This is a genomic window from Stenotrophomonas sp. 22DLJC03, from assembly GCF_056861405.1.
In genome coordinates this window covers 86,898-112,984 of record NZ_JBSPUG010000006.1, presented here as the reverse complement: position 1 = coordinate 112,984, position 26,087 = coordinate 86,898, and the positions used below count along the sequence as shown (strand labels likewise).

The 26,087-nt window shown below is 67.7% G+C and carries 20 protein-coding genes; 16 read left to right on the top strand and 4 right to left on the bottom strand.

Features of this window, described 5'->3' with window-relative positions; genetic code table 11:
• Positions 1-19: 19 nt before the first annotated feature.
• The 4 genes from mrcB (at position 20) to tsaB (ending at position 6,320) form a co-directional block, all read left to right on the top strand.
• Positions 20-2,461, top strand: coding sequence for a penicillin-binding protein 1B (gene mrcB / locus AC13GA_RS18315; protein ID WP_482998713.1), 2,442 nt, complete (start codon positions 20-22; stop codon positions 2,459-2,461).
• Positions 2,458-2,994 (top strand): hypothetical protein, encoded by a 537-nt coding sequence (locus tag AC13GA_RS18310; RefSeq protein ID WP_046987840.1) that lies wholly within the window; start codon positions 2,458-2,460, stop codon positions 2,992-2,994. Before mrcB ends, AC13GA_RS18310 begins: the two co-directional genes overlap by 4 nt.
• A 554-nt stretch (positions 2,995-3,548) precedes the next feature.
• On the top strand, positions 3,549-5,597 hold the full coding sequence (gene yoaA / locus AC13GA_RS18305; RefSeq protein ID WP_482998712.1) for a DNA repair helicase YoaA: 2,049 nt from the start codon (positions 3,549-3,551) through the stop codon (positions 5,595-5,597).
• Between the two features lie 9 nt (positions 5,598-5,606).
• Positions 5,607-6,320, top strand: a complete 714-nt coding sequence (tsaB, locus tag AC13GA_RS18300) for a tRNA (adenosine(37)-N6)-threonylcarbamoyltransferase complex dimerization subunit type 1 TsaB (protein ID WP_046986996.1) — start codon at positions 5,607-5,609, stop codon at positions 6,318-6,320.
• Positions 6,321-6,702: 382 nt separating this feature from the next.
• Here tsaB and AC13GA_RS18295 read toward each other — a convergent pair whose 3' ends face one another.
• Both AC13GA_RS18295 and gshB read right to left on the bottom strand, forming a co-directional pair.
• On the bottom strand, positions 6,703-7,587 hold the full coding sequence (locus AC13GA_RS18295; RefSeq protein WP_482998711.1) for an energy transducer TonB family protein: 885 nt from the start codon (positions 7,585-7,587) through the stop codon (positions 6,703-6,705).
• Positions 7,587-8,534 carry a glutathione synthase gene (gshB, locus tag AC13GA_RS18290; protein ID WP_295381653.1) on the bottom strand — a complete coding sequence of 316 codons (948 nt, stop codon included), beginning with the start codon at positions 8,532-8,534 and terminating at the stop codon, positions 7,587-7,589. The genes AC13GA_RS18295 and gshB overlap by 1 nt, the downstream gene beginning before the upstream one ends.
• A gap of 237 nt (positions 8,535-8,771) precedes the next feature.
• On the opposite strand from gshB, the gene pilG reads away from it, so the two are divergent.
• The 7 genes from pilG (at position 8,772) to AC13GA_RS18255 (ending at position 20,728) form a co-directional block, all read left to right on the top strand.
• The gene (gene pilG / locus AC13GA_RS18285) at positions 8,772-9,173 is read left to right on the top strand and encodes a twitching motility response regulator PilG (RefSeq protein WP_482998710.1); all 402 of its coding nucleotides are present in this window, start codon (positions 8,772-8,774) and stop codon (positions 9,171-9,173) included.
• Positions 9,174-9,191: 18 nt separating this feature from the next.
• Positions 9,192-9,554 carry a response regulator transcription factor gene (locus tag AC13GA_RS18280; RefSeq protein WP_006385332.1) on the top strand — a complete coding sequence of 121 codons (363 nt, stop codon included), beginning with the start codon at positions 9,192-9,194 and terminating at the stop codon, positions 9,552-9,554.
• On the top strand, positions 9,554-10,084 hold the full coding sequence (locus AC13GA_RS18275; RefSeq protein ID WP_006385330.1) for a chemotaxis protein CheW: 531 nt from the start codon (positions 9,554-9,556) through the stop codon (positions 10,082-10,084). Before AC13GA_RS18280 ends, AC13GA_RS18275 begins: the two co-directional genes overlap by 1 nt.
• A 41-nt stretch (positions 10,085-10,125) precedes the next feature.
• The gene (locus tag AC13GA_RS18270; RefSeq protein WP_253079656.1) at positions 10,126-12,162 is read left to right on the top strand and encodes a methyl-accepting chemotaxis protein; all 2,037 of its coding nucleotides are present in this window, start codon (positions 10,126-10,128) and stop codon (positions 12,160-12,162) included.
• A gap of 100 nt (positions 12,163-12,262) precedes the next feature.
• On the top strand, positions 12,263-18,949 hold the full coding sequence (locus AC13GA_RS18265; protein ID WP_482998709.1) for an Hpt domain-containing protein: 6,687 nt from the start codon (positions 12,263-12,265) through the stop codon (positions 18,947-18,949).
• Entirely contained in the window at positions 18,936-20,267 is a 1,332-nt protein-coding gene (locus AC13GA_RS18260; RefSeq protein ID WP_482998708.1) for a chemotaxis protein CheB, read from the top strand. Before AC13GA_RS18265 ends, AC13GA_RS18260 begins: the two co-directional genes overlap by 14 nt.
• Positions 20,264-20,728 (top strand): chemotaxis protein CheW, encoded by a 465-nt coding sequence (locus AC13GA_RS18255; RefSeq protein ID WP_046983706.1) that lies wholly within the window; start codon positions 20,264-20,266, stop codon positions 20,726-20,728. The genes AC13GA_RS18260 and AC13GA_RS18255 overlap by 4 nt, the downstream gene beginning before the upstream one ends.
• A 107-nt stretch (positions 20,729-20,835) precedes the next feature.
• Here the strand turns inward: AC13GA_RS18255 and AC13GA_RS18250 are convergent, their stop codons facing one another.
• Both AC13GA_RS18250 and bioA read right to left on the bottom strand, forming a co-directional pair.
• The gene (locus AC13GA_RS18250) at positions 20,836-21,573 is read right to left on the bottom strand and encodes a 16S rRNA (uracil(1498)-N(3))-methyltransferase (protein ID WP_253079654.1); all 738 of its coding nucleotides are present in this window, start codon (positions 21,571-21,573) and stop codon (positions 20,836-20,838) included.
• Complete coding sequence (bioA, locus tag AC13GA_RS18245) at positions 21,564-22,955, bottom strand: adenosylmethionine--8-amino-7-oxononanoate transaminase (RefSeq protein ID WP_046983704.1); 1,392 nt, start codon at positions 22,953-22,955, stop codon at positions 21,564-21,566. The genes AC13GA_RS18250 and bioA overlap by 10 nt, the downstream gene beginning before the upstream one ends.
• Before the next feature lie 77 nt (positions 22,956-23,032).
• On the opposite strand from bioA, the gene nudE reads away from it, so the two are divergent.
• The 5 genes from nudE to AC13GA_RS18220 all read left to right on the top strand — a co-directional run bounded on the left by nudE (position 23,033) and on the right by AC13GA_RS18220 (position 26,025).
• The gene (gene nudE, locus AC13GA_RS18240) at positions 23,033-23,596 is read left to right on the top strand and encodes an ADP compounds hydrolase NudE (protein WP_012511871.1); all 564 of its coding nucleotides are present in this window, start codon (positions 23,033-23,035) and stop codon (positions 23,594-23,596) included.
• On the top strand, positions 23,593-24,396 hold the full coding sequence (gene cysQ / locus AC13GA_RS18235) for a 3'(2'),5'-bisphosphate nucleotidase CysQ (RefSeq protein ID WP_046983703.1): 804 nt from the start codon (positions 23,593-23,595) through the stop codon (positions 24,394-24,396). The genes nudE and cysQ overlap by 4 nt, the downstream gene beginning before the upstream one ends.
• 13 nt (positions 24,397-24,409) lie before the next feature.
• Positions 24,410-25,249, top strand: a complete 840-nt coding sequence (mazG, locus tag AC13GA_RS18230; protein WP_046983702.1) for a nucleoside triphosphate pyrophosphohydrolase — start codon at positions 24,410-24,412, stop codon at positions 25,247-25,249.
• Entirely contained in the window at positions 25,246-25,575 is a 330-nt protein-coding gene (locus tag AC13GA_RS18225) for a YnfA family protein (protein ID WP_006385121.1), read from the top strand. The genes mazG and AC13GA_RS18225 overlap by 4 nt, the downstream gene beginning before the upstream one ends.
• A 147-nt stretch (positions 25,576-25,722) precedes the next feature.
• Positions 25,723-26,025, top strand: coding sequence for an Mpo1-like protein (locus tag AC13GA_RS18220; RefSeq protein WP_046983712.1), 303 nt, complete (start codon positions 25,723-25,725; stop codon positions 26,023-26,025).
• The last annotated feature ends 62 nt before the right edge of the window (positions 26,026-26,087 follow it).

Genomic DNA, 26,087 nt, shown 5'->3' with positions numbered 1-26,087 from the left:
CTTACATTCTCGCATTCCCGTGCCCCGACGCTACGATTCCGACGACATCGACGATTTCGACGACGACGACCAGCAGGACAACGGTCCCCTGTGGCGGCGCCGCCTGATCACCTGGAGCATGGCAGCGGTCGCGTTGGGATTGGGTTTCCTGATTCCCTATACGCTGTACCTGAACCAGCAGGTGACCCAGCGCTTCGGCGAACTGCGCTGGCAGATCCCGACACGGGTCTACGCCCGCCCGCTGGTGCTCACGCCGGGCAAGGCGATGGACGCGTCCACCCTGAAGACCGAGCTGGCCGCCTCCGCCTACCGCGATGACGGGCAGGGCAAGGAGCCGGCGACCTATGCGGTGCAGGGCGGGCGTTTCACCATCTCCAGCCGCGGTTACAACGATGTCGATGGCCACGTCGCTGCCAAGCGGGTGGAACTGTCGCTGTCCGGTGGCAGCATCGCGTCGCTGCGTGATCCCGATTCGCGCAAGGCACTGAAGGCCGCTCGCCTGGATCCGGCGCGCATCGCCACGTTGTACGGGCAGAAGCAGGAAGAGCGCCGCCTGATCCGCATGAACGAAGCGCCGGACCTGCTGGTGACCGGACTGCAGGCGGTTGAGGACAAGGACTTCAACCGCCACCACGGCATCGACCTGTCCGGCATCGCGCGCGCGGTGTGGGTAACCATCCGCTCCGGTGGCCAGAGCCGACAGGGCGCGTCCACGCTGACCCAGCAGCTGGCCCGCAGCGGCCTGCTCGGCATCGGCAAGGAACAGACGGTCACCCGCAAGTTCAACGAAGTGCTGTACGCGCTGATCATGGAAGCGCGCTACGACAAGCGCACCATCTTCGAGGCCTATCTCAACCAGGTGTACCTGGGCCAACGCGGCAGCCAGGCCATCCACGGCATGTCCTCCGGCGCCGAATTCTGGTTCGGCCGCGACCTGTCGTCGCTGGAAACCGAGCAGATCGCGTTGCTGATCGGCCTGGTCAAGGGCCCCTCCTTCTACGATCCGCGTCGCAACCCGGAACGCGCGCTGGATCGCCGCAACTTCGTGCTGGGCAAGCTGCACGAGGCAACTCTGATCGACGATGCCGAGTACCAGCGCGCCCTCAAGGCGCCGCTCGGCGTACCCAAGACTCCGGGCCTAGTCGCTGCCAACCGCTTCCCGGCCTACGTCGATCTGGTCCGTCGCCAGCTTGGCCATGACTATCCGGAATCGGCACTGCAGGGCGCCGGCCTGAGCGTGATGAGCGGCATGTCGCCGTCCGCCCAGGCCTATGCCGAAGGCGCGGTGACCCGCACCATCAAGTCGCTGGAGAGCAAGCGCCGGCCCGAGCTGCAGGCCGGCATGGTGCTGACCGATGTGCACAACGGCGACGTGCTGGCGGTGATCGGCAGCCGCGAGGTCTCCGAAGTCGGCTTCAACCGCGCCATCGAGGCACAGCGCCCGGTCGGCTCGCTGCTCAAGCCGTTCGTGTACCTGCTGGCGCTGGCACAGCCGGACCGCTACTCGCTGGCCAGCTGGGTCGACGATTCGCCGGTGACCGTGCAGCTCGGCCGCGGCCGCAACTGGAACCCCGGCAACGCGGACAACCGCAGCCATGGCACTGTGCGCCTGATCGATGCGCTGGCCCATTCGTACAACCAGGCCACGGTGCGCGTTGGCATGCAGGTCGGCCCCGAGCGCGTGACCCAGCTGATTCACGTGCTGGCCGGCATCAAGGCCGAGGCGAACCCGGCGGTGATCCTCGGTTCGACCGACCAGAGCCCCTACGCGATGGCGCAGCTGTACCAGTTCCTGGCTTCGGGTGGCGAGATCCAGCCGTTGCATGCGGTGCGTGGTGTGCTCGATCCGCAGGGCAAGCTGCTCAAGCGCTATGACAAGACCCCAGCGCCAGCGCAGGAAGGTGATTCCATTGCCGCCAACCTGATCAGCATTGGTCTGCAGCAGGTGGTTGCCAGCGGTACCGCGCAGCGACTGAACGCCGATGGCCTGGGCCGCCTGCAGCCGGCGGGCAAGACGGGTACCACCAATGATGGCCGCGACAGCTGGTATGCCGGTTACACCGGCGACCACCTGGCGGTGATCTGGATGGGCAACGACCAGAACGAACAGGCCGGCCTGTACGGTGCCACCGGCGCGATGCGGGTTTGGTCGGGCATCTTCCAGCGCCTGCCAAGCGCACCGCTGAAGGTCAGCAACAAGGGCCTGGATTGGCAGTCGGTGGCCGCCACCGGCATGAACACCACCGACGATGGATGCCCGGGCGCGCGTCGCTTCCCGTTCGTGGTGGGTTATGCACCGGTCTATGCGCCGTGTGCGCCGGCGGTGTCGCCGGATGGGCAGGGTGGGGCCGAAGGTGAGGGCGGCGGCTGGCGCAGCTGGTTCGGCCTGGACCGAAAGCCCGAGCCGCCTGCTGAACCTGCCGCGGCACCCGCCGCAGCCACACCTCCTCCGAGCCGATGATGCCGATGAACATCCGATCCCTGCTGCAGCCCCTGGCCCTGACCGGCCTCAGCCTGGCCCTGGCCGCCTGCGTGAGCAGCCCGCCACCGGCGGCCAAGCCGGTGGATACCACGACGCCGGCGCAGCGCCTGGCCGCAGTCGACGCCGCAGCAGGCCCGGACGACAAGGAACTGTCGGTGCAGCCGCTGCGTGATTCGCAGGTGGAAGACCTGCGGGTGACCGCGCAGGCGCAACGCCAGGCCAACGACCTGGCCGGTGCCGCCAGCAGCTTGGATCATGCGCTGGAAATCGTGGCCGCCGATCCGGCGGTGCTGCAGGAACGAGCCGAACTGGCGCTGCTGCAGGGCCAGTGGGCACAGGCGGAGACGTTCGCGCGCAAGGCTGTTGATCTGGGCTCGAAGACGGGGCCGCTGTGCCGCCGCCACTGGGCGACGATCGAGCAGTCGCGTCTGGCGCGCGGTGAGAAGGAAAACGCGGTGTCCGCCCATGCGCAGATTGAAGGCTGCACCGTGCCGGGGATCAAGCGGTACTGAGGTATTCCATTCCATCGGGCGCTGCCCCCTCTGCGGCGCGCGCGCACTGATGGATGCGGGTGATGGGCCGGGAGGGTGGGGCGTGCAGGACACGCCGTAAACCCATCCATGGGGGCTCGATGGCGCCATCCATGGCGCCAACGGTCCTGCACGCCCCACCCTCCCGGCCCGCCATACATCGCGCGGGCCGCAGGCAAGAACAAAATCAAAATCAAAAGCGGGTCGCGCGCTGCGCGCGCTCGCTGCCATTTCTTTTCTTCTTTCCCGGTTACTCCCACTGCTTCTGAACTGCCAGTCGAGCAAGCTCGACCCTACGCAGCGCGTCCCTCCGTCAGCAGGAAACTGTCGAAGGCGGGGGACTGTGGGTTTGCGGGGTGTCCGCGGCATGGATGCCGCGGCCAAGCCCCCAAGGACGGGTTTACGGCGTCCCCGCAAACCCACAGTCCCCCGCCAGTCCCCAGTACAACCCAGAGCCATGAGCGCCGTTGCCGTTGCTTGTGCCCCGGCTTGAAACGGGTGCCGGGCAGCGCCCGGCCGGGTATCCTTTCCCTCTGATGTCCGACCTTGTCCATGCCAGCCGCGAAGCCCTCAGCGACGGCGGCGCACTCGCCTCGCATCTGGATGCCTTTGTCCCGCGTCCCGCACAGCTGCGCCTGACCGAAGCCATCGCCGACGCGTTGCAGCAGCGTGATCTTTTGCTGGCCGAGGCCGGTACCGGCACCGGCAAGACCTTCGCCTATCTGGTGCCGGTGCTGCTGTCCGGGCTGCGTACCATCATCTCCACCGGCACCCGCGCGCTGCAGGACCAGCTCTACCACCGCGATCTGCCGCGCGTGCGCCAGGCGCTGGGCGTCGGCCTGCGCAGTGCGCTGCTGAAGGGGCGTGCGAATTACCTGTGCCGCTACCGCCTGCAGCAGGCGCGCGGCGAGCCGCGTTTTTCCAGCCCCGAACAGGCGGCGCAGTTCCAGCGCATCCTGGCCTGGTCCGGTCGCTCGGAGTTCGGCGACATCGCCGAGCTCGACGGGTTGGCCGACGACTCCCCATTGCTGCCGATGGTCACATCTACCGTCGACAACTGCCTGGGCACCGATTGCCCGTTCTGGGATGACTGCTTCGTGGTGCGCGCGCGGCAACGCGCGCAGGCCGCCGACGTGGTGGTGGTCAACCATCACCTGCTGCTGGCCGACCTGGCACTGAAGCAGGAGGGATTCGGTGAACTGCTGCCGGGGGCGCAGGCCTTTGTCATCGACGAGGCGCACCAGTTGCCGGAGTTGGCTGCGCAGTTCTTCGGTGAAGGTTTCGGCATGCGCCCATGGCAGGAACTGGGCCGCGATTGCCTGGCGGAGGCTCGTGGTGTGGGTGGCGCGCAGTCGGCGCTGCAGGAGCCGGTCGATCAGCTGCAGCAGGCGCTGCTGGCGTTGCGTTCGGCGATGGAAGGGCTGCCATCACGTGGTACGCAGTGGCGCGCATTGGCAATGCCGCAGGTGCGTGACGGCTTCGATACGGTGATGTCCGGCCTGATGATGCTGGAGCAGTCGCTGCAGCCATTGCGCGAAGCGGCGGCCGGCCTGGATGCCTGCCATGCACGGGCGCGCGAAGCGGTCTCGCGGCTCAGCCGCTGGTTGGGCGATGACGAACCCACTCTCGATTTCGACACCGATCCGTCTGAAGCGAGCAGTGCGGCCGATGTGCTCTGGTACGAGCTTACGCCGCGTGGTTTCCGCTGCCAGCGCACGCCGATGGATGTGTCCGGCCCGTTACGTGAGCATCGCGAGCGCAGCCGAGCTGCGTGGATCTTCACTTCGGCGACGCTGACCGTTGGCGGTGGTTTCGATCACATCGCCTCCCGCCTGGGTCTGGACGATCCGCACACGCTGGTGCAGCCGAGTCCGTTCAACTGGCCCGAGCAGGCACTGTGTTATCTGCCCGAGGGCCTGCCCGATCCGGCCGCGCGCGGTTTTGGTACCGCGCTGATCCAGACCCTGCGGCCGGTGTTGCAGGCGTCGCAGGGCCGGGCCTTCCTGCTATTCGCTTCGCATCGCGCCCTGCGTGAGGCGGCCGAGGCGTTGCGCGACGGGCCATGGCCCTTGTTCGTGCAGGGCGAGGCACCACGCGCGACGCTGCTGCAGCGCTTCCGCGAATCCGGCAACGGCGTGCTGCTCGGCTCGGCCAGCTTCCGCGAGGGCGTGGACGTGGTCGGCGAAGCGCTGAGCGTGGTGATGATCGACAAGTTGCCGTTCGCTGCGCCCGACGACCCAGTGTACGAGGCGCGGCTGGAGGCGATCCGCAGCCAGGGTGGCAACCCGTTCCGCGACGAGCAGTTGCCACAGGCCGTGATCGCACTGAAGCAGGGCGTCGGCCGCCTGATCCGCAGCGAGAGCGACCGTGGCGTGCTGGTGCTGTGCGACCCGCGCCTGCTCAACCGGGGCTATGGCCGGGTTTTCCTCGATTCGCTGCCGCCGTTCCGGCGTACCCGCAGCCTGGCCGATGTGCAGGCCTTCTTTACGCCACAATGGGCACCCGTGGCCGATGATGATGCTGCTCCGTCCGCTGTTGCGGCAGGCCCGCACCCGGCACCCGGCGCCACGTTCCCCCTGTTCTGACCTGATCCGATGAAACTGCTCGCCTTTGAAACCGCCACCGAAGCCTGTTCCGTAGCCCTGCATGTGGATGGGCAGGTGCTGGAACGTTTCGAGATCGCCCCGCGCCGGCATGCCGAACTGAGCCTTCCATGGGCCGAGGCGCTGCTGGCCGAAGCCGGCATCAGCCGCCGCCAGCTTGATGGCATCGCGCTCAGCCGTGGCCCCGGTGCGTTCACCGGCGTGCGTCTGGCGATTGCCATTGCGCAGGGCATCGCGCTGGCGCTGGACCGGCCGCTGCTGCCGGTCTCGACGCTGCAGGTGCTGGCGCTGCGTGCGCCGGCCGAAGAGATCCAGATCCTGTCGGCAATTGATGCGCGCATGGGCGAGCTGTATGTCGGGCGCTTCGAGCGCGTGGACGGCCTGCCGGTGGCACGCGATGCCGAACGCGTGTGCGCACCCGATGCGGTGGCATTGCCGGAAGGGCTGGCTGCCTACGGTGTCGGCACCGGTTTCGGTGCGGCCGAGGGCGCACTGGTGGCGCAGCTCGGTGCTGGCCTGCGCGGATTCGATGCCACTGCACTGCCGCGCGCGTCGGATCTGCTGACGCTGGCGGTGCCGGCCTTCGCACGTGGCGAAGCCATTGCGCCGGAGAAGGTGGAGCCGGCATACCTTCGCGACAACGTGGCATTGACCCTGGTCGAGCAGCAGGCCGCGCGCGAGGCGAAGGCGAAGGCCAACGGCTGAGCCCCTCGTGGCGGGGTTGGCCGCGTAAATCAAAAGCCGTGGTTTGGCCGGGCGGGTGGGCTGCGCAGGGGGCGCTGCAAGTACGTCCATGTAAGCTCGGTCGCCGCATCCATGCGGCTCACGCCCCTGCGCAGCCCACCCGCCCGGCCACGGATAGTTCCCGTGTGCGGCCGCCACGGAAAATCAAAAAAGAAAATCAAAGTCAAAAGCGGGTCGCCTCGCTCGCATCCACGCATGGCGTGGATCTACCGTGTCGACCAAGGTCGACACCTACCAACAGCGATGATGCCCCGCCAAGCCCAGCATCCTGACCGCTGCTGTTGCCGTTGATGTTGACGTTGCTTCCAGCGGGTCCCGGGCCGCAGGCCCGGGCAACAAACCCCTACCGGTCGTCGCGCAGGGCGCCGCCCGGCAGGAACACCCACGTACGCGTGACCTGCAGGATATCGATCTCGTCCTCGGTCTTCGGCAGCGGCGGGAACGGCTGTGCCAGCTGCACCACTCGCAGCGCTGCCTCATCCAGCAATGGCGTCCCGCTCGAACGCAGGATGCGGCTGCTTTCCACGCTGCCATCGCGGCGCACGCCCACGCTGATCACCACCTGGCCGCCGAGACGGCGCTGCCGCGCCTCGTCCGGATAGTTCAGGTTGCCCACCTGCTCGGCGCGGTCGACCCACGCGCGAAGGTAATTGGCATATGCATATTCGTGCGTACTGGCGGAGACGAATTTGCGGTTCGGGCGCTTGGCGTACTGCGCAGAACGCAGGTGCACTTCCGCTGCCAGGCGCGCCATTTCCGCATCACGCTGTTCGCGCGCGGTCATCGGTGCATCCGGCGTCGGCTCCAGCGGGGTGGGGCGGGATTGCGCCTGTACCACCGTGTCCTCGCCATTGCGGCTGCTGACTACCCGCGCCTGCGGCGGTGGCACGGGCGCGGCCGATTGCTGCTGTTGCGGCACAGGGCTCAACCCGGATTGGGCCTGCGGCACGATGCCGGCCTGGTTGTCGCGCGGGCGCTGTGCGCGGTCGTGTTCGCCGCCGCCCTCCTGGCTGGCCGCGGCAAGGAAATCGGCCTGCTTGGGCGTGAGTGCGGTGCGGGTCTGGCTGAAGATCACATCCAGCGTCGGCACCAGCGGCGCATCGCCCTTCACGGCAAAGCCCACGCCCAGGATCAGCAGGGCGTGGACCAGCACCGACAGCGCGATGGTCGCCCCCAGCCGTTGCGCTTCGCGCGGGGGCGGGGGCAGAACGGCAGGTGCGGGGGGCATCAGCGCAGGCCGGCCTCAATCGCGTCGAACAGGGTGCCGGCGATGTTCAGGCCGTACTGCGCGTCGAGTTCGCGCACGCAGGTCGGGCTGGTCACGTTGACCTCGGTCAGGTAATCGCCGATCACGTCCAGGCCGACGAAACGCATGCCACGACGCTTCATCTCCGGGCCGACCTGCGCGGCGATCCAACGGTCGCGCTCGCTCAGCGGGCGGCCTTCGCCGCGGCCGCCGGCGGCCAGGTTGCCGCGGAACTCATCCCCCTGCGGAATGCGTGCCAGGCAGTAGTCCACCGGCTCGCCATCGACCAGCAGGATGCGCTTGTCGCCGGCGGTGATGTCAGGGATGAACTTCTGCGCCAGCGCCATCCTGTGGCCACCGTCGGTCAGCGTTTCCAGGATCACGTTCAGGTTCGGATCGCCCTGGCCGCTGCGGAAGATCGAGCGGCCGCCCATGCCGTCCAGCGGCTTCAGCACGGCCTGGCCGTGTTCCAGGGCAAACGCCTTCAGCGCCTTGGCGTCGCGGCTGACCAGGGTCGGCGGGCAGCACTGCGGGAACAGCAGGGCGGCCAGCTTCTCGTTGTAGTCGCGCAGGCCCTGCGGGTTGTTGACGACGCAGGCGCCAGCAGCCGCAGCCACGTCCAGCACCTGGGTGTCGTAGATGTACTCGGCGTCGACCGGCGGGTCCTTGCGCATCAGTACGATCTGGCCCGGGCCGAATTCGGTACGGCTGAACGCGCCCAGCTCGTACCAGCCGGCCGGGTCGTCGCGCACCTGCAGCGGCGCGGTCTGGGCAACCGCCACGCCGCCTTCCAGCGCCAGGCCGCCCGGGCGCACGTAGTGCAGGGCATGGCCGCGTCGCTGGGCTTCCAGCAGCATGGCGAAGGTGGTGTCCTTGGCGATCTTGATGTGGGCGATGGGGTCCATCACCACGATGACGTTCAACGGCATGGTCGCACCTGTCAGGCAAGACGTTGATGGTAGCGGCAACGCCGGCCGCGCGCCTCCCCGCCGTACTGCAACGCAGCGTCCGTCCGGCGGCGCAGTCATTGCGAAACCGGTCACGTTCAGCAGGGCGTCGCGCCCCGCGTGGTGGGCTGGCCTTGAAGCGGGCGCGGGAAGTGCGATATAGATACGCTTTCGTAGCGGCCCCCGCCAGAGATCGGGCCGTGCGCTTGGGGATAGGCAATGACTGAAAACACGACTGCGGGCGGGGAACTCGCAGGACTCCGGGTGATGGTCATCGATGATTCGAAGACCATCCGCAGGACTGCGGAAACGCTGCTCAAGCGCGAAGGCTGCGAGGTGGTCACGGCCACCGACGGTTTCGAAGCGCTTGCCAAGATCGCAGACCAGCAACCGCAGATCATCTTCGTCGACATCATGATGCCGCGCCTGGATGGCTACCAGACCTGTGCGCTGATCAAGGGAAACCAGCTGTTCAAGGCGACCCCGGTCATCATGCTGTCGTCCAAGGATGGGCTGTTCGACAAGGCGCGGGGGCGCATTGTCGGCTCGGAGCGATACCTGACCAAGCCCTTTACACGTGAAGAACTGCTGGGTGCCATCCGCACATACGTCAACGCCTGACCAGGGGGGAAAGGCACAATGGCTCGTATCGTCCTGATCGAGGATTCACCGACCGACCGCGCGGTGTTCACCCAGTGGCTGCGCCGTGCCGGCCACGAAGTGCTGGAAGCGGACAACGCCGAGGATGGACTGCAGCTGGTCCGCGACCAATCGCCGCAACTGGTGCTGATGGACGTGGTGCTGCCCGGCATGAGCGGTTTCCAGGCGACCCGGGCGATGGCCCGCGACGCCGCGATCAAGCACATCCCGGTGATCATCGTCAGCACCAAGGCGATGGAAACCGACAAGGCCTGGGGCCTGCGCCAGGGCGCGGCCGATTACATCGTCAAGCCGCCGCGCGAGGATGAACTGATCGCGCGGATCAATGAACTGGTGGCCTGATGCGCTCGCCCTTCGACATTCTTGAAGCCTACGAACGGCGCAGCCTGGCCCACGCGGTGCAGCTGCCCGAACGGCAGTTCGCCCAGGACCTGTGGCGCGGCGTGGGCTATCGCGTCGGCCAGCGCCGGCTGGTGTCCGATTTCCGCGAAGTGGTGGAAATCGTGCCGATGCCGCCGGTGACCCCGGTGCCGTGCGCGCAACCGTGGTTGCTGGGCGTAGGCAATCTGCGCGGCAACCTGTTCCCGGTGGTCGACCTGAAGTATTTCCTGGAAGGCACGCGCACCGTGCAGCAGGAAGGCCAACGCGTGCTGATCATGCGCCAGGCCGGCGGCGACGTCGCGCTGACCATCGATGAATTGTTCGGCCAGCGCAGCTTTGAACTGGCCCAGCAGATCGAGGCCGGTGCACTGGCTGATGGGCGTTATGGCCATTTTGTTGACCGCGCCTTCCATGCCGACGGCCAGGACTGGGGCGTGTTCTCGCTCTCGCTGCTGTCGCGCACCCCTGAATTCCGGCAAGCCGCGGCCTGAGGCCGGGCGTTGCCCCCTGCATTGAAGAACGAGGTTGAACGATGAGTACTGCTTCGGACGCCACCAAGACCGGCAAGCTGCGGCTGGGCGGCAGCAACCTCTGGCTGTTCCTGTTGCTGGCATCGATGATCCTGTTCGGTGTCAACACCGGCGTCGCCACCTGGCAGGGCAGCCGCCTGGCCGATGCAGGCTCCAAGGCCGCCGACCTGCAGGTACTGTCGCAGCAGCTGGCCAACCAGGGCCGTGATGCGGTGGGCGGCAACGCGCAGGCGTTCACCGCCTTCAAGGCTACCCGCAACGCGATCGAACAGAACGTATCGACCCTGCAGGGGCGCTACGGCAAGGAGCCGGGCGTGTCCGGCGCGATCTCCACGCTGGGTGAAACCTGGGCGCCGCTGGGCAAGCAGGCCGGGCAGCTGGTCGCCAGTGAGCCGGCGGTGCTGGCCCTGGCCGGCAACGCCAACAACTTCAGCGGCGCGGTGCCGGGCCTGCAGGCCCAGCTGAATGAACTGGTGCGTGCGATGTCCGCCTCCGGCGCGCCGTCGGCGCAGGTGTACAGCGCGCTGCAGCAGGTGGTGGTGGCCGGTTCGATGGCCCGCCGCGTGACCGAAATGCGGGCCGGTGGCAGTGGTGCGGCCACTGCGGGCGATGCGCTGGCACGTGACATCACCGTGTTCTCGCAGGTGCTCGATGGCCTGCGCAATGGCAACGAGGAACTGGGCATCACCGCCGTGCGTGGCGCTGCCGCCGTCGCTGCGCTGGAGCAGTCGCAGCAGAAGTGGGAAGCGATGAAGCAGGACGCCGATGCGATCCTGGCCAGCTCGCGCCAGCTGTTCGCCGCACAGTCCGCCGCCACTGCGCTGGGCCAGGGCTCGGCACACATGCTGGACGACAGCCGCAAGCTGTTCGAAGCGTTCTCCTCATTCGGCTCGGTGTCCGATACCCGCCTGTTCCCCAATTTCTGGATCGGCGTGGTGTCCGGTGCGCTGTCGCTGATCGCGATCATCGGCTTCGTCTCCACCAACGTGCGCAGCCGCTCGCGCGAGCAGGAACTGCGCTACCAGACCCAGGTGGAGTTCAACAGCCGCAACCAGCAGGCGATCATGCGGCTGCTGGACGAAATCTCCTCGCTCGGTGAGGGCGACCTGACGGTGAAGGCCTCGGTGACCGAGGACATGACCGGCGCCATCGCCGACGCAATCAATTACGCGGTCGACGAGCTGCGCCACCTGGTGACCACCATCAACGACACCTCGGCCAAGGTCGCGCTGTCCACCCAGGAAACCCAGGCTACCGCCATGCAGCTGGCAGAAGCGGCCGGCCATCAGGCCAACCAGATCACCTCGGCGTCGGACCGCATCGGCGAAATCGCGGCGAGCATCGAGCAGGTGTCGCGCAACTCGGCCGAATCGGCCGACGTGGCACAGCGCTCGGTGGTGATCGCTGCCGAGGGTGCCGGCGTGGTCCGCGAGACCATCCAGGGCATGGACCAGATCCGTGACCAGATCCAGGAAACCTCCAAGCGCATCAAGCGCCTGGGTGAATCCTCGCAGGAGATCGGTTCGATCGTGGAACTGATCAACGACATCTCCGAGCAGACCAACATCCTGGCGCTGAATGCCGCCGTGCAGGCGGCCTCTGCAGGTGAAGCCGGCCGCGGTTTTGCCGTGGTGGCCGACGAAGTGCAGCGCCTGGCAGAACGCACTTCGGGTGCGACCCGACGCATCGAAAACCTGGTGCAGGCGATTCAGGCCGATACCAACGAAGCGGTCACCTCGATGGAACAGACCACCGCCGAAGTGGTGTCCGGTGCACGCCTGGCCGAAGACGCCGGCACCGCATTGACCGAGATCGAGCGCGTGTCCAACGCCTTGAACAACCTCATCAAGAACATCTCCATCGCTGCCCAGCAGCAGTCGGCTGCGGCCTCGGACATCACCCGCACCATGGGCGTGATCCGGCAGATCACCGGCCAGACCTCGCAGGGTGCCGGACAGACCGCCGAATCGATCGGCCACCTCGCGCAGCTGGCGGCCGACCTGCGTCGTTCGGTCGCCGACTTCAAGCTGCCGGCGTGACGCGGGCAGGGCGGCGAGCAAGGAACCAGTCGATGAAGCATTTCCATTCCCCACGCCAGAACTCGCGCGGCCAACGCGCGGCGGCGAACGGAGCGCGTCCATGAGCAGTCTGCGCGATGCGATGAGCCACGCAGCGCTGGGCTGGGTCAAGCCGGAGCTGGACGAGACCCTGCGCCAGGTGCGCAACGAGGTCGAGTACTACGCGGAAGATCCCAGCGATGCCAGCCGCATGCGGATCTGCGCGGGCTACCTGCACCAGGTGCAGGGCACCCTGCGCATGGTCGAGCTGTATGCCCCGGCGATGGTGGCCGAGGAGCTGGAACAGCTGGCCAATGCCATCGGTATGGGCCGTGTGGCCGATCGTGATGAGTCCTGTGCAACCCTGATGCGCGGCAGCGTGCTGCTGCCCGATTACCTGGAGCGCCTGCAGAACGGTCATCGCGATATTCCGATCGTGCTGATGCCGCTGCTCAACGAAATCCGTTCCGCGCGTGGCGAAGAAGGCGTGCATGACAGCGTGCTGCTGGCATTCGCGCCGGACAGCGTCAGCGCCACAGAGGCCGAGCTGGATCATGCCCGTGGCAGCGTGAGCGGGCGCAATCGCGAGCTGCTGGATACGGTGGGCAGTGCGGTGAAGGAAGAACTGCTGCGCATCAAGGATGCGCTCGACCTGCACCTGCGTACCGGTGGTGCGCCGGAACAGCTGCAGACCCAGGCCAACGAGCTCGGCGCGGTGGCCGATACGCTGGGCATGATGGGCCTGGGCGTGGCCCGTGGCGTGGTCGTGCAGCAGCGCGATGCGCTGCGTGGGGTGGTCGAGGGTCACCAGCAGATCGACGAGAACCTGCTGTTGGATATCGCTGGCGCACTGCTGTACGTGGACGCGTCGCTGGACGACCAGGTCGCCCATCTGGGCGCCGGCGGCAGTGGCGAAGATGACCCGAGCGCGGTCGAGAACCGGCGCACGGTGGAGGTGCTGGCGCATGAGGCCATCGCCAACTTCGCGGCGGCCCGTGAGCATTTCGTCGCCTTCATCGAAACCAGCTGGAACCACGCCGAGCTGCAGGACGTTCCGCGCCTGCTGGGTGATGTCTCCGGTGCGCTGCGCATGCTCGACCTGGGCACCGCCGCCGACTACCTGCGCGGCGTACAGCAGTACATCGAAGCCGAGCTGATCGGTCGCCAGCGCGTGCCCAGTGGTCGCCAGCTGGATACCCTGGCCGATGCCATGGCCAGCCTCGAGTATTACCTGGAGGCGCTGCGCGACCGTCGCCCCGGCCGCGAGGACATTCTCGAGATCACCCGCAGCAGCCTGGAAGCGCTGCGCTACTGGCCGCTGCCGGACCGCAATGCAGCGGCGCCTGCCGCAGGCGAGCCGGTGGTGTTCGCATCGCTGCTGGTCGAGCGCGAGCAAGTCGCGGTGGAGCCCGGCTCGCTGCAGCCGGAACCGATCGAGATCCCGGTGCAGCCGGCCGCGCCCGCCGCTGGCAACGTGCCGGTGCCGCTGCCGGACTTCACCTTCGATCCGACGCCGATGGCGCCGCAAGAAGTTGCCGACAACAGCCTGATGTTTGGCGAGCTGGGCTCTGCAGCAGTCACGGCTGCGGTCAACGTCGGCAGCGCCGGCGCGACGCCCTTGTCGCTTCATGACGGGGAGGATGCACCGCTGGTGTTCGCGGCCTCCAGTGCACCGGCACCCGAGGTTCCGCAGTGGGACCTGGCGCCGTTCCATCCGGATGCCGATCCGCTGGCGGCCGCCGATGACGAACGCAGCCCGACCTTCGCCAGCTTCGATCCGGTCGGCTTCGAACAGGCTGATGCCGGGCAGTTCGCTGCGCCGCAGTGGGCGTGGTCCGGGGCGCCGTCGCATGACCTGGCTGATGCCACGACGCTGACCGCTGATGACGGTGGCGATGTCGCGGTATCGATCGACACCGGTTTCGATGCTGCGCCGGTGTTCGACCCGGTCGCAGCCGAGCACGAGCCCGGGGCCTTGCCGGCCGATGATGTGGTGTTCCGCTTCGATGCCGATGCGCTGGACAATGCCGACGACGTGCTTTCGCTGCACGCGATGGAGACATTGTCGCTGGACGACGATGCCGACCCGCTGCCGTCGCTGGAGATTGTCGATGCCGGCCTGCCGATCCCGGCTGCCGACAGCCTGGATGCCGCCGATGGTGATGCCGTTGCCGTTGCCGATGACGTGCCGGCCTTGCGTGCCGATGACACGGTCGCTGCGGCGGAGTCACCGGCTCCTGCGGTGTCGGTGATCGACATCGATACCATCGCGCCAATCGATTTCAGCGAGGCCGATGCGCAGTTCTTCGCTGAACTGAGCGCAGCCGCCGCCGATTTCAATCCGCAGGCGGCAGCCACTCCCGCCGCTGCGGAAACGCCGGTCGTGGTCGCTGCCGACGCCGGCTTCGAGGCCGGCTTCGATGACGACGCGGAGAACATCGACGAGGACATCCGCGAGGTGTTCCTGGAAGAGTTCGACGACGAACTGGCCAACCTCGGTACGTTGCTGCCGGCATGGCGTATGCAGCTGGACAACATGGACCGGTTGCGGCCGATTCGGCGCATCTTCCACACCCTGAAGGGCAGTGGTCGCCTGGTCGGTGCGCGCACGCTGGGTGAATTCGCGTGGAAGATCGAGGGCATGCTCAATCGCGTGCTGGACGGTAGCCGCGCGGCCTCGCCGGCGGTGCTGGCGATGGTCGACAACGCCCACGCCGCGCTGCCACAGCTGAACGCGGCGCTGCGCAACGGCCAGCGGATCAGTGTCGACCTGCAGGCGATGCAGGCCATCGCCGACCGCGTTGGCGCCGGCGAGGAAACCTTCTACGTACCTCTGCCGATCGCCGCTGCACCGGCAGTGCCGCAGCCTGCGGCCGAAGGCGAAGACGAGATCAGCCGCATCCTTGAGGCTGAAGCGGTCGCATCGACGCAGGCCGACGCTGGCACGGTGGTTGAAGCGGACGGCACGCCGGCCAACATCGACAGCGTGCTGCGCGAGATCCTCGAGGCCGAGGTGGAAGTCCACCAGGCGACCCTGCAGGACTGGCTGCGCTCGGCGCAGCAGGCACCGCAGCCGGTCAGCGATGCACTGCTGCGCGCGGTGCACACCATGAACGGTGCCTTCGCGATGACCGAGGTGCCGGAGATCACCGCCGTCACCGGCGGCGCTGAGTCCTACATCAAGCGTGCACTGGCCGCGGACGTGGTGCCAGGTGAAGAAGGCCTGGCCGCACTGGATGCGACCGCGCAGGCGATCACTGCGACCATGGACGCGCTGCAGGCCGAACAGCCGCGCATCGCATCGCAGGACGCGCTGGTGCAGCGTTTGCAGGCGCTCGCCGGCGAGCTGCCGGAAGCACGCTGGCCGATGGCCGGGCTGGAGGACGACGACGATGACCTCGCGCTGGACACCGAATTGGAGCCCCGGGCCGAGGCACCGCAGCTGGCGCTGGCCGCAGAAGATGACGCCGAAGTGCCGGCAGCTCTCGAAGCGCCACCCGCGCAGGTGCTGGAACCGGTTCCGGACGATGTAGAAACGGCGGCGGCCCTCGACACCGCCGACAGCGGGCTGGACGTTGCGGAGCTGACCGCCAGCGACGATCTTTCGCGCTACTTCGATGCGGGATGGCCGTCGGTGCCGGGCGAAGGTGAGCCCGCCGTGGTCGCACAGGAAGGACTTGAATCGGTCCAGGTGGACGCGACCGCGCCACTCCCTGCCGCGGAGGAAGCGGACGCGGAACCGGCATCGTCCCTGGCCGACGGCGCTGATCTGACCGTGGCAGATGATCTGTCGCCGTACCTCGATGCCAGCGCGCTGCCGGTCGATGACCGCGACGCGGATGAACTGCCTGCGGCTGCAGAAGATGACGTAATCGACCTGAATACGCTGCAGTCCTCCGATCTGGACGCCGCCGACGGCAACGGCTTCGATGATGCTGCTGCACTGCCACTCGACAGCGAGCTGTCGAGCCTGCAGGATGAAATGGCTGCGCCGGGTTTTGCAGAACCGGTCACGCTGGCAGCCGCGCTCGAGGCCGGCCTGCACGTGATCGACGAAGAGCAGACCTTGGACGACGACGGGCAATGGCCCGTGCTCGGCCTCCAGGCCAGCGAACTCGCGCCGGGCGAGGCGGAAGCCTTTGCCGAGGATGCGGACGTCGGCGGGGAGGCGGCGGTCGGTGAAGGAGAGAGCGCCGATCAGCCGTCCCCGGCGACGGTGAATGAGGAGACCACTGCAGAAGCACCGCAGGCCACCGATGAGCCGGTGCGCTTCTTCGAACTCGAAGATGCACCGGGTCAAGGGACGTTGCATGCCGAAGCCGCCGAAGTCGCCGAAGTCGCCGAAGCCAGCTCCCCGGCCATCGACGCAATGCCGGCCGCTGCAGCCGAAGAAGAAGCCGAAGACAGTGCAGACACACTCGACTTCAGCGTGTACGACCGCGAGCTGGTCGACATCTTCGTCGAGGAAGGCAAGGACCTGCTCGATCACTGCGATGGCCTGATCAGCGAACTGCGCGATGCACCACAGGACCGCGAGGCGCTGTCCGGCCTGCAGCGCGACCTGCACACCCTCAAGGGTGGCGCACGTATGGCCGGCATCAATGCCATCGGCGACCTTGGTCACAGCATCGAATCGCTGCTGGAAGCTGTCGCCGCAGGCCGCACCGAGATCGAGCGCCGCGATGTGCAGCTGCTGGAGCGTGGCTTCGACCGCCTGCACCAGCTGCTGACCCGCACCGGTGATCATCGCGTGGTGGAACCGGCGCAGGATCTGGTAGATGCGTTCGAAGTGCGTACCACCACCGATATTGCAGCGGCAGCGGCAACCAACGTGGCGAGCGTCGCAGAAACCGCTTCGGCACCGGTCGCCAGTCCGGCTCCGGCACTGCTCGATGCGCCGTTGTCGGCACCGTTGCCGGCCGAAGGCGTGGTCGACGAAGATCCGCTGGCGCGTCCGCAGCAGGAACAGGTGCGCGTGCGCGCCGACCTGCTCGACCGCCTGGTCAACCACGCCGGTGAAGTGGCGATCTACCGCTCGCGGCTGGAGCAGCAGCTGGGTGCTTTCCGAGGCGCGATGGGCGAACTGGAGCGCACCAATGCGCGTCTTCGCGATCAGCTGCGCCGCCTCGATCTGGAAACCGAGGCGCAGATCGTCGCCCGCTACCAGCGCGAGCAGGACCAGGCCGACCAGAAGTTCGACCCGCTGGAGCTGGACCGCTTCTCCACTCTGCAGCAGCTCAGCCGCGCGCTGAACGAATCGGCGGCCGACCTTGGCGGCCTGCAGGGCGTGCTCGACGATCTGTCACGCCAGTACGATTCGCTGCTGCAGCAGCAGTCGCGCGTTAGTTCGGAACTTCAGGACGGTCTGATGCGCGCGCGCATGGTGCCGTTCGATGGCCTGGTGCCGCGCCTGCGCCGTGTGGTCCGCCAGGCCGGCATGGATACCGGCAAGCAGGTCCATCTGACCTTGGAAGGTACCCACGGCGAACTCGATCGCAACGTGCTCGACCGCATGGTCGCGCCGCTGGAACACATGCTGCGCAATTCCGTGGCCCATGGCCTGGAGGCGCCGGAGCAGCGCCGCGCCGCCGGCAAGCCGGAGGAGGGCGAGATCGCCATCCGCCTGCACCGCGAAGGCTCGGAAATCGTGCTGGACGTGGCCGATGACGGCGCTGGCCTGGACCGCGAAGCGATCCGCCGCCGTGCCCTCGATCGTGGCCTGCTGGCTGCCGATGCGCAGCCGAGCGAGCAGGAGCTGGACAACCTGATCTTCGCTTCCGGTTTCACCACTGCCGACCAGGTCAGCCAGTTGGCTGGCCGCGGCGTGGGCATGGACGTGGTGCGCAACGAAGTGCGCCAGCTGGGCGGCTCGGTCGACATCCAGTCGGTGCGTGGCCAGGGCGTACGCTTCACCCTTCGCCTGCCGCAGACACTGGCGGTCACCCAGGCAGTGTTCGTGCAGATCGGCGAAACCACTTTCGCGGTACCGGTGGCCTCGGTCAGTGGTATCGGCCGCCTGTCGCGTGAGCGTTTCGAAGCCGCCGACAGCAGCTACCGCTACAGCGGCGAAGACTACCCGCTGTACGATCTCGGCAGCCTGGTCGGACAGGCCCCGGCGCGTGCCGATGGCCAGCACCAGGTGCCGTTGCTGCTGGTCCGCGCCGGCGACCTGCGCGCCGCCGTGGCGATCGACCAGGTACTGGGCAATCGCGAAATCGTGGTCAAGCCGGTCGGCCTGCAGATCGCCTCGGTGCCGGGTATCTACGGTGCCACCATCACCGGCGATGGCCGCGTGGTGGTGATCCTGGACGTGGCGCCGCTGGTGCGCCGCTTCCTCGCCAATCCGACGCTGCCGGTACTGGCCAATGCGCCACGGCAGGAGCGCCAGGTGCCGCTGGTGATGGTGGTCGACGACTCGCTGACCATGCGCAAGGTCACCGGCCGCATCCTCGAGCGCCACAACTTCGAGGTCAGCGTCGCCCGCGATGGCGTGGAAGCGCTGGAGCGCCTGGAAGAGCGCGTGCCGGACCTGATGCTGTTGGATATCGAGATGCCGCGCATGGATGGCTACGAGCTGGCCACCGCGATGCGTGCCGACCCGCGCTACAAGGACGTGCCGATCGTGATGATCACTTCGCGCAGTGGTGACAAGCACCGCCAGCGCGCCTTCGAGATCGGTGTCCAGCGTTACCTGGGCAAGCCGTACCAGGAACTGGACCTGATGCGTAACGTGTACGACCTGCTGGGGATCGCCCGTGTCCGTGAGTGAAACCCAAGCGGCTCCGGCCGTGGCCCTGCTGGCCCGCCCCGGCGCGGCGCGTGAGCGCCTGCGTGAGGCGTTGTCGCACGCCGATGTGCAGCTGGTGCTGGAAGACGACCCGAACAGCCTGGAGCCGCAGGTCCTGCAGCAGGCGCGGCCGCAGTTCGTGGTGATTGCTCTGGAGGCGGCCATCGAGGACGCGCTGGAACGGCTGGACGCCGTGCTGTCCGCACCGGGCCTGACCCTGGTGTTCGACGAGGCCGAACTGGCCGCGCGCCGCGATGGCTGGGAAGCCCAGCGCTGGGGCCGACATCTGGCTGCGAAGCTGCACGGCCACCAGCAGGTGTTGCCGCCGGGTGCCGAGGATGAACCCAGCCTGCAGCTGGAGCCGGGCCATCCGGCACCGCCGCCCGCGCCACGTGAAGAAGCACTGCAGCCGCACCTGGACCAGGCGTTGAGCTGGGCCGACGACGTCCCGGCCGACGGCCTGTATTCGCCCCCGGCTCACCTGCATGAACCGATCGCGCTGGAGCAGGCACTGGCCGCGCTGCAGCCGGTCGTGCCGGAGCCACTGGAGGCACCGCCGTTGCCGCCAGCGATGGCAGAGCCTGCCGCATCCGCACCGCCGGTGTCCTTCGACCACACCGCGTGGTCGCTGGTCGATGACGTGGTGGATGCACCGGCTGCCGTCGGCATCGCTGCGGTCGAGGCGGCACCGCCTTCGTTCGATACCGATCACCTGAGCCTGGTCGATCTGGACGCTGCAGCGCCGGTTGGCGCGCAAGCCGGATCCCTGCTGGTGCTGGCCGGCATTGGCGGCCCGGATGCGCTGCGACGCCTGCTCGGTGCGCTGCCGGCGTCGCTGGCCGTGCCGGTGCTGGTGCACATGCGCCTGGATGGTGGCCGTTACGGCAACCTGGTCAAGCAGATGGCACGGGTGTCGCCGTTGCCGGTGCAGCTGGCCGAAGCCGGCCAACGTGCGGCAGCGGGCGAAGTGCATGTGCTGGCCGATGACATCGGCGTGCAGGTGGCCGCTGATGGCCTGCATTTCATCAGCGACGCACAGGGCATTTCGATTGCCGCGCTACCGGCGGAACACACGGCACTGGTGCTGCTCAGCGGGGCCGACCTGGGCCACGTCGGACCGGCGCTGGACCTGGCTGCCGCCGGCGCCTGGGTGGCCGGGCAGGTGGGCGAGGGCTGCTATGACCCGGCCGCAGCCACCGCTGTGGTTGCCGCCGGCATGGTGGCGGGGGAGCCGCAGGAACTGGCGCAGGCGATTGCCGCTCGCTGGGGCGTGGATGACGACAACGGAGAGGCACCATGAGCTACGCCAGCAATGACGAGATCCGCGGCGTCCTGATCCAGGCAGGCAACGCGCGCGTATTGCTGCCCAATGCCACCGTGGCTGAAATGATGTCGCGCGTGCCGGTGCAGCCGGTCTCCGATGCGCCCCGCTGGCTGGTCGGCGAGATCGGCTGGCATGGCTGGCAGGTGCCGCTGGTGTCGTTCGCACGTCTTTCGGGACTGGGCGAAGAAGCCGTGGGCGGCCACAACAAAGTGGTGGTGCTGAAGGCCCTCAGCGGCAACGCGCAGCGTCCGTACTACGCGCTGCTGACGCAGAACTTCCCGCAGCTGATCTCGGTGCCGCGCGACGGCCTGCTGGCCGATGCCTCGGAGGAAACCCTGCCGGACATCGTGCACATGCGCGTGCTGCTGGGCGAGCAGAGCGCGCTGCTGCCGAATCTGGACGCGCTGGAAGCCGCGCTGGATTCGCTGGCCGTTTGATCGGGAATCCGCCGGGCATTTCGAATTCCTGGTAGTGCCGGCCGCTGGCCGGCAACCTCATGATCCGGTGGATGCCGGCCAGCGGCCGGCACTACCACGAATCAGCCTTACCCCAGATCGCCCAACCGCGCCTGCAGCGCCGCGATCGCGGCCAGCCCGGCGGTCTCGGTGCGCAGGATGCGCGGACCCAGCTGCAGGCCCTGGAAGCCAGCGGCCGCCAGTTGGTCCCGGTCGCGTGGCGACCACCCTCCTTCCGGACCGATTGCAATCACGATGCCCCCGGCAGGTGCGGCGTCCATCGTCGACAGCCGGTGCGCACCCTGCGGATCCAGGGTCAACCGAAGCGTATCCACCGGCAGTGCCGCTGCCGCCCGCGCAAGCGACAACGGTGAACCCACCTGTGGAATGCGCGCGCGCCCGGACTGGCCGCAGGCCGAGGTCACCACGTTGTTCCAGTGCGCCACGCGCTTCTCGGCGCGTGCGGCGTCGAGCTTCACCTCGGTACGTTCGGCATTGACCGGAATGATCGCCGCCACGCCCAGTTCAGTGGCCTTCTGCAGGATCAGGTCCATCTTCTCGCCACGGGCAATGCCCTGCAGCAGGGTGATCGCCAGCGGCGACTCATTGTTGATGGCCTGCACGGCGTCGATGCGGACCTGCACCTCGCGCTTGCCGGCCACGGTCAGCGTCGCGCTGTAGTCGTGGCCATCGCCGTTGAACAGCACGCAGGTATCACCTTCGCGCAGGCGCATCACCCGTACCAGGTGGTTGGCCGTCTCTTCCGGCAGGGTCACGGTCTGGCCGCTGTGCAGCGCCAGATCGATGGGGCAGCGGGTCACGCGCATGCAATTGCCTCGTCGATGGCTGCCAGCGTGGTATGTGCCAGCAGTTCCAGTTGTTCATCGTCCACGCAGTACGGTGGCATCCAATACAGCACATCGCCCAGCGGGCGCAGTACCACGCCGCGTTTGAGCGCGGCCTTGTAGGCGTGCAGGCCCAGCCGAAGTGATGGGTCGAACGGTGTGCGCCTGTTGCCGTCACGCGACAGCTCGAAGGCCACCACCATGCCGGCCTGGCGTACATCGGCCACGTGCGGATGGTCGGCGAACGGCGCGGCGAGGGTCCCCATCACCGAAGCGATGCCGCGGTTGCGTGCGACCACATCGTCGTCGCGGAAGATGTCCAGCGTCGCCAACGCCGCCGCGCAGGCCAGCGGATTGCCGGTGTAGCTGTGCGAATGCAGGAACGCGCGCTCGCGGGAGTCATCGAGGAACGCGTCGTACAGTGCCTGCGTGGCGAGCACGGCGGCCAGTGGCAGGAAGCCGCCGGTCAGTCCCTTGGACAGGCACATCAGGTCCGGCATCACCCCGGCCTGTTCGCAGGCGAACATCGTGCCGGTGCGGCCAAAGCCTGCGGCGATTTCGTCGGCGATCATGAACGCACCGTGCGCATCGCACAGTTCGCGTACGCGCTGCAGGTACACCGGGTCGTGCATCCGCATGCCTCCTGCGCACTGCAGGCGCGGTTCCAGGATCACCGCGCAGATCTCGCCCGGGTGCTGGTCGAACAGCGTGGCCAGTCCATCCGCCGCCTGCCGCGCGCGATCTGCCGCACTCTGGCCAGGCTCGGCCAGGTAGGCGTCGGGCGAGGGCGCGAACAGGCCTTCGGCCAGCAGCGGCGCATAGACACGGCGGTACAGCGGGATGTCGCCCAGCGCCAGCGCGCCCAGGGTCTCGCCGTGGTAGCCGTTCTCCAGCGCGATGAAGCGCGTGCGGCGCGGCTCTCCGCGGTTCTGGAAATACTGGAACGCCATCTTCAGCGCCACTTCCACGCCAGCTGAACCGTTGTCGGCATAGAACACCTTGGCCAGCGGTTCGCGGCCGGGCTGCCGTGGTGCCAGCGCCAGCAGGCGTTCAGCCAAGGTGATCGCCGGCTCGTGGCCGAAGCCGGCCAGCATCACCTGTTCCAGCTGCCCGGCCTGGGCGGCGATGGCGCCGCCGATGCGCGGCTCGGCATGGCCGAACAGGTTGGTCCACCAGCTGCTGACCGCGTCCAGGTAGCGGTTGCCGTCGTGGTCGAACAACCAGGCGCCCTGGCCGCGTGCGATCGGGACCAGTGGCAGGGTGTGCGGATGCTCGCGCATCTGCGTGCAGGGGTGCCACAGCACCTTCAGGTCGCGTTGCCGCCAGTGCTCGACCAGCGGGGAGGGGGTTGGGTCTGCTAGCATTTCGGGCTCATGAACATGTTGCTGCCTGCACATTCTATCGGCCCCGGCGCAGACGCCGGCCGCCGCGGAGATTCCGCATGAACGATGACCGTGGCGGCCGTCGCTTGCCGATCATCCATCGGATCACCGATGAAGAGAACGGTCCCTTCCAGCGCCAGCACCTGGACCTGGAGTTCTCCAACGGTGAACGCCGCCGCTTCGAGCGCCTGGTCAGCCGGGGCCACGGCGCGGTGGTGGTGGTGCCGATGCTTGATGACGAGACCGTGCTGCTGGTACGTGAATACGCTGCCGGCATGCACCGCTACGAACTGGGGCTGGTCAAGGGCCGGATCGATGCCGGCGAGACCCCCGAGCAGGCCGCGGACCGTGAACTGAAGGAAGAGGCCGGTTATGGTGCGCGCCGGGTAGACGTGCTGCGCGCGATGACCCTGGCCCCGACCTACATGAGCCATCAGTCGTGGCTGGTGGTGGCGCGCGACCTGTACCCGGAAAAGCTGGCCGGCGATGAGCCGGAAGAGCTGGAAGTGGTGCCGTGGAAGCTGGCCGAGCTGGACCAGCTGATGCTGCGCGAGGACTTCTCCGAGGGTCGCTCGCTGGCGGCGCTGTTCATCGCCCGGCAGTGGCTGCAGGGAACGCGATGATCAAACTGACCACGGACCTGCGCGAGACCGCCATCGCCATCGCCCAGGAAGCCGGACAGGCCATCATGCAGGTGTATGCCGATGGCTTCGACGTGCAGCTCAAGGACGACGACAGCCCTGTCACCAGTGCCGACCTGGCGGCCAACCAGGTCATCGAGCAGGGCCTGCAGCAGCTGACCCCGGATCTGCCGATCCTGTCCGAGGAGTCGGCGCAGGTGGGCTGGGAGCAACGCCGCCACTGGGGTGCCTACTGGCTGGTCGACCCGCTCGACGGCACCCGCGAGTTCGTCAAGCGCAATGGCGAGTTCAGCGTCAACATCGCATTGATCTACCAGGGCGCGCCGGCCTTCGGCGTGGTGCTGGCGCCGGTCACCGGCATCGTCTGGCATGCCATGCGTGGTGAGCTGGCGTACCGTCGCCAGGGCCTGCATGACACTGTGCTGCGTACCCGCACGCCGGCCACCGCACCGCTGCGGGTGGCCGCCAGCCGCTCCCACCGCTCGCCGGAAACCGAAGCGCTGCTGGCGCGGATGGGTCGCATCGAAACCATCGCTCAGGGCTCATCGCTGAAGTTCTGCCGGATCGCCGAAGGAGGCCTGGATGTCTACCCTCGGCTGGGCCCGACCTCCGAATGGGACACCGCCGCCGGCCAGTGCGTGCTGCACGCTGCCGGTGGCGCGGTGCTGTCGGCGGCGACCGGCAAGCCGTTCCGCTACAACCGCCGCGAGACCCTGTTGAACGGCGATTTCATTGCCCTTGGTGACACCAGCCTGCCCTGGCGCGACTGGTTGTCCGATTGACCCTGGAGACCGCATGAGCGCGCACGACACCCCCACCACCGACAGTGCCGCCAGCAACGAATTGGAACGCCTGCTGTCGATCATGGCGCGCCTGCGCGATCCGCAGGATGGCTGCCCCTGGGACCTGGAGCAGAACTTCGCGACCATCGCCCCGTACACCATCGAGGAAGCCTACGAGGTGGCCGATGCCATCGATCGGGGCGACCTCGATGATCTCTGCGATGAGCTGGGCGACCTTCTGCTGCAGGTGGTGTTCCATGCGCGCATGGCCGAGGAGCAGGGTGCCTTCGCCTTCGCTGAGGTCGCACGCGCGATCAGCGACAAGATGCAGCGCCGCCACCCGCACGTGTTCGCCGATGTCAGCGTCGATGACGCCGACGGGGTGACGCGCAACTGGGATGCGATCAAGCGTGCCGAGCGAGTCGCCAAGGGCGAGCAGGACACCTCCGCATTGGCCGGCATCTCACGTGGCCTGCCCGAATGGCAGCGGGCGGTGAAGCTGCAGTCGCGTGCGGCCAAGGTCGGTTTCGATTGGCCGGGCCCGCTGCCGGTGCTGGACAAGGCAGCCGAGGAACTGCAGGAACTGCGCGAGGAGTTCGAGCGCGGCGATATCGCCGGCAACAAGGCGCGCCTGCAGGAAGAGCTGGGCGACCTGCTGTTCGTCTGCGCCAACCTGGCACGCCATGCCGATATCGATCTGGGCGCGGCACTGCGCGGGGCCAACCACAAGTTCGAACGTCGCTTCCGTGCGATGGAGGCACAGGCCGAAGTGCAGGGGGAAGTGCTGTCCGCGCTGGACCTGGATGCGCAGGAAGCACTGTGGCAGCACGCCAAGGCGGCGGAGAAGGCGTGAAGACGCTCGCGCTGTTCCTGCTGACCGCGCTGGCCGAAATCGTTGGCTGCTACCTGCCGTGGTTGTGGCTGCGCAAGGGCGGCAGCATCTGGTTGCTGCTGCCGGCGGCAGCCAGTCTGGCCCTGTTCGCGTGGCTGTTGACCCTGCATCCAACCGCCAGTGGCCGCGTCTATGCCGCTTACGGTGGCGTCTATATCGGCACTGCGCTGTTCTGGCTGTGGCTGGTCGATGGCATCCGTCCCAGCCGCTGGGACCTGCTCGGTGCAGCCCTGTGCCTGGCCGGCATGGCGGTGATCATGTTCGGACCGCGCGCGCCTTCGGTGTAGAGTCGAGGCATGCTCGACTGCTTCTGCCAGGATCCGTCGAGCCGAGGCAGCCGAGCATGGCTCGGCTCTACAAGGGCAAGGATGCTCGCGCAGCGCTGCCTCCCCGGAAGGTGCATGATGCAGCCAGTAACAGCCCGGAGCATGCGCATGTCCCGCTTCGCCAGCTTCCGTGAGTTCTATCCGTTCTACCTCAGCGAGCACCGCCACCCGGTGTCGCGCCGGCTGCATTTCATCGGCAGTTGCGGAGTCCTGCTGCTGGTCGCAGCCGCGATCCTGCGCGGCCAGCCGCTGCTCCTGCTCGGCGCCCTGTTCTGCGGTTATGGATTCGCCTGGGTCGGCCATTTCTTCTTCGAGAAGAACCGCCCTGCCACCTTCCAGCATCCGCTGTACTCGTTCATGGGCGACTGGGTGATGTTCGCCGACATCCTGCGCGGGCGCGTGCGCTGGTAGCCCCGGCTGTGAATGTCGCCTTCACGCGCTATGCTGGGGCCTGGACGTCATAGATAAGGAAA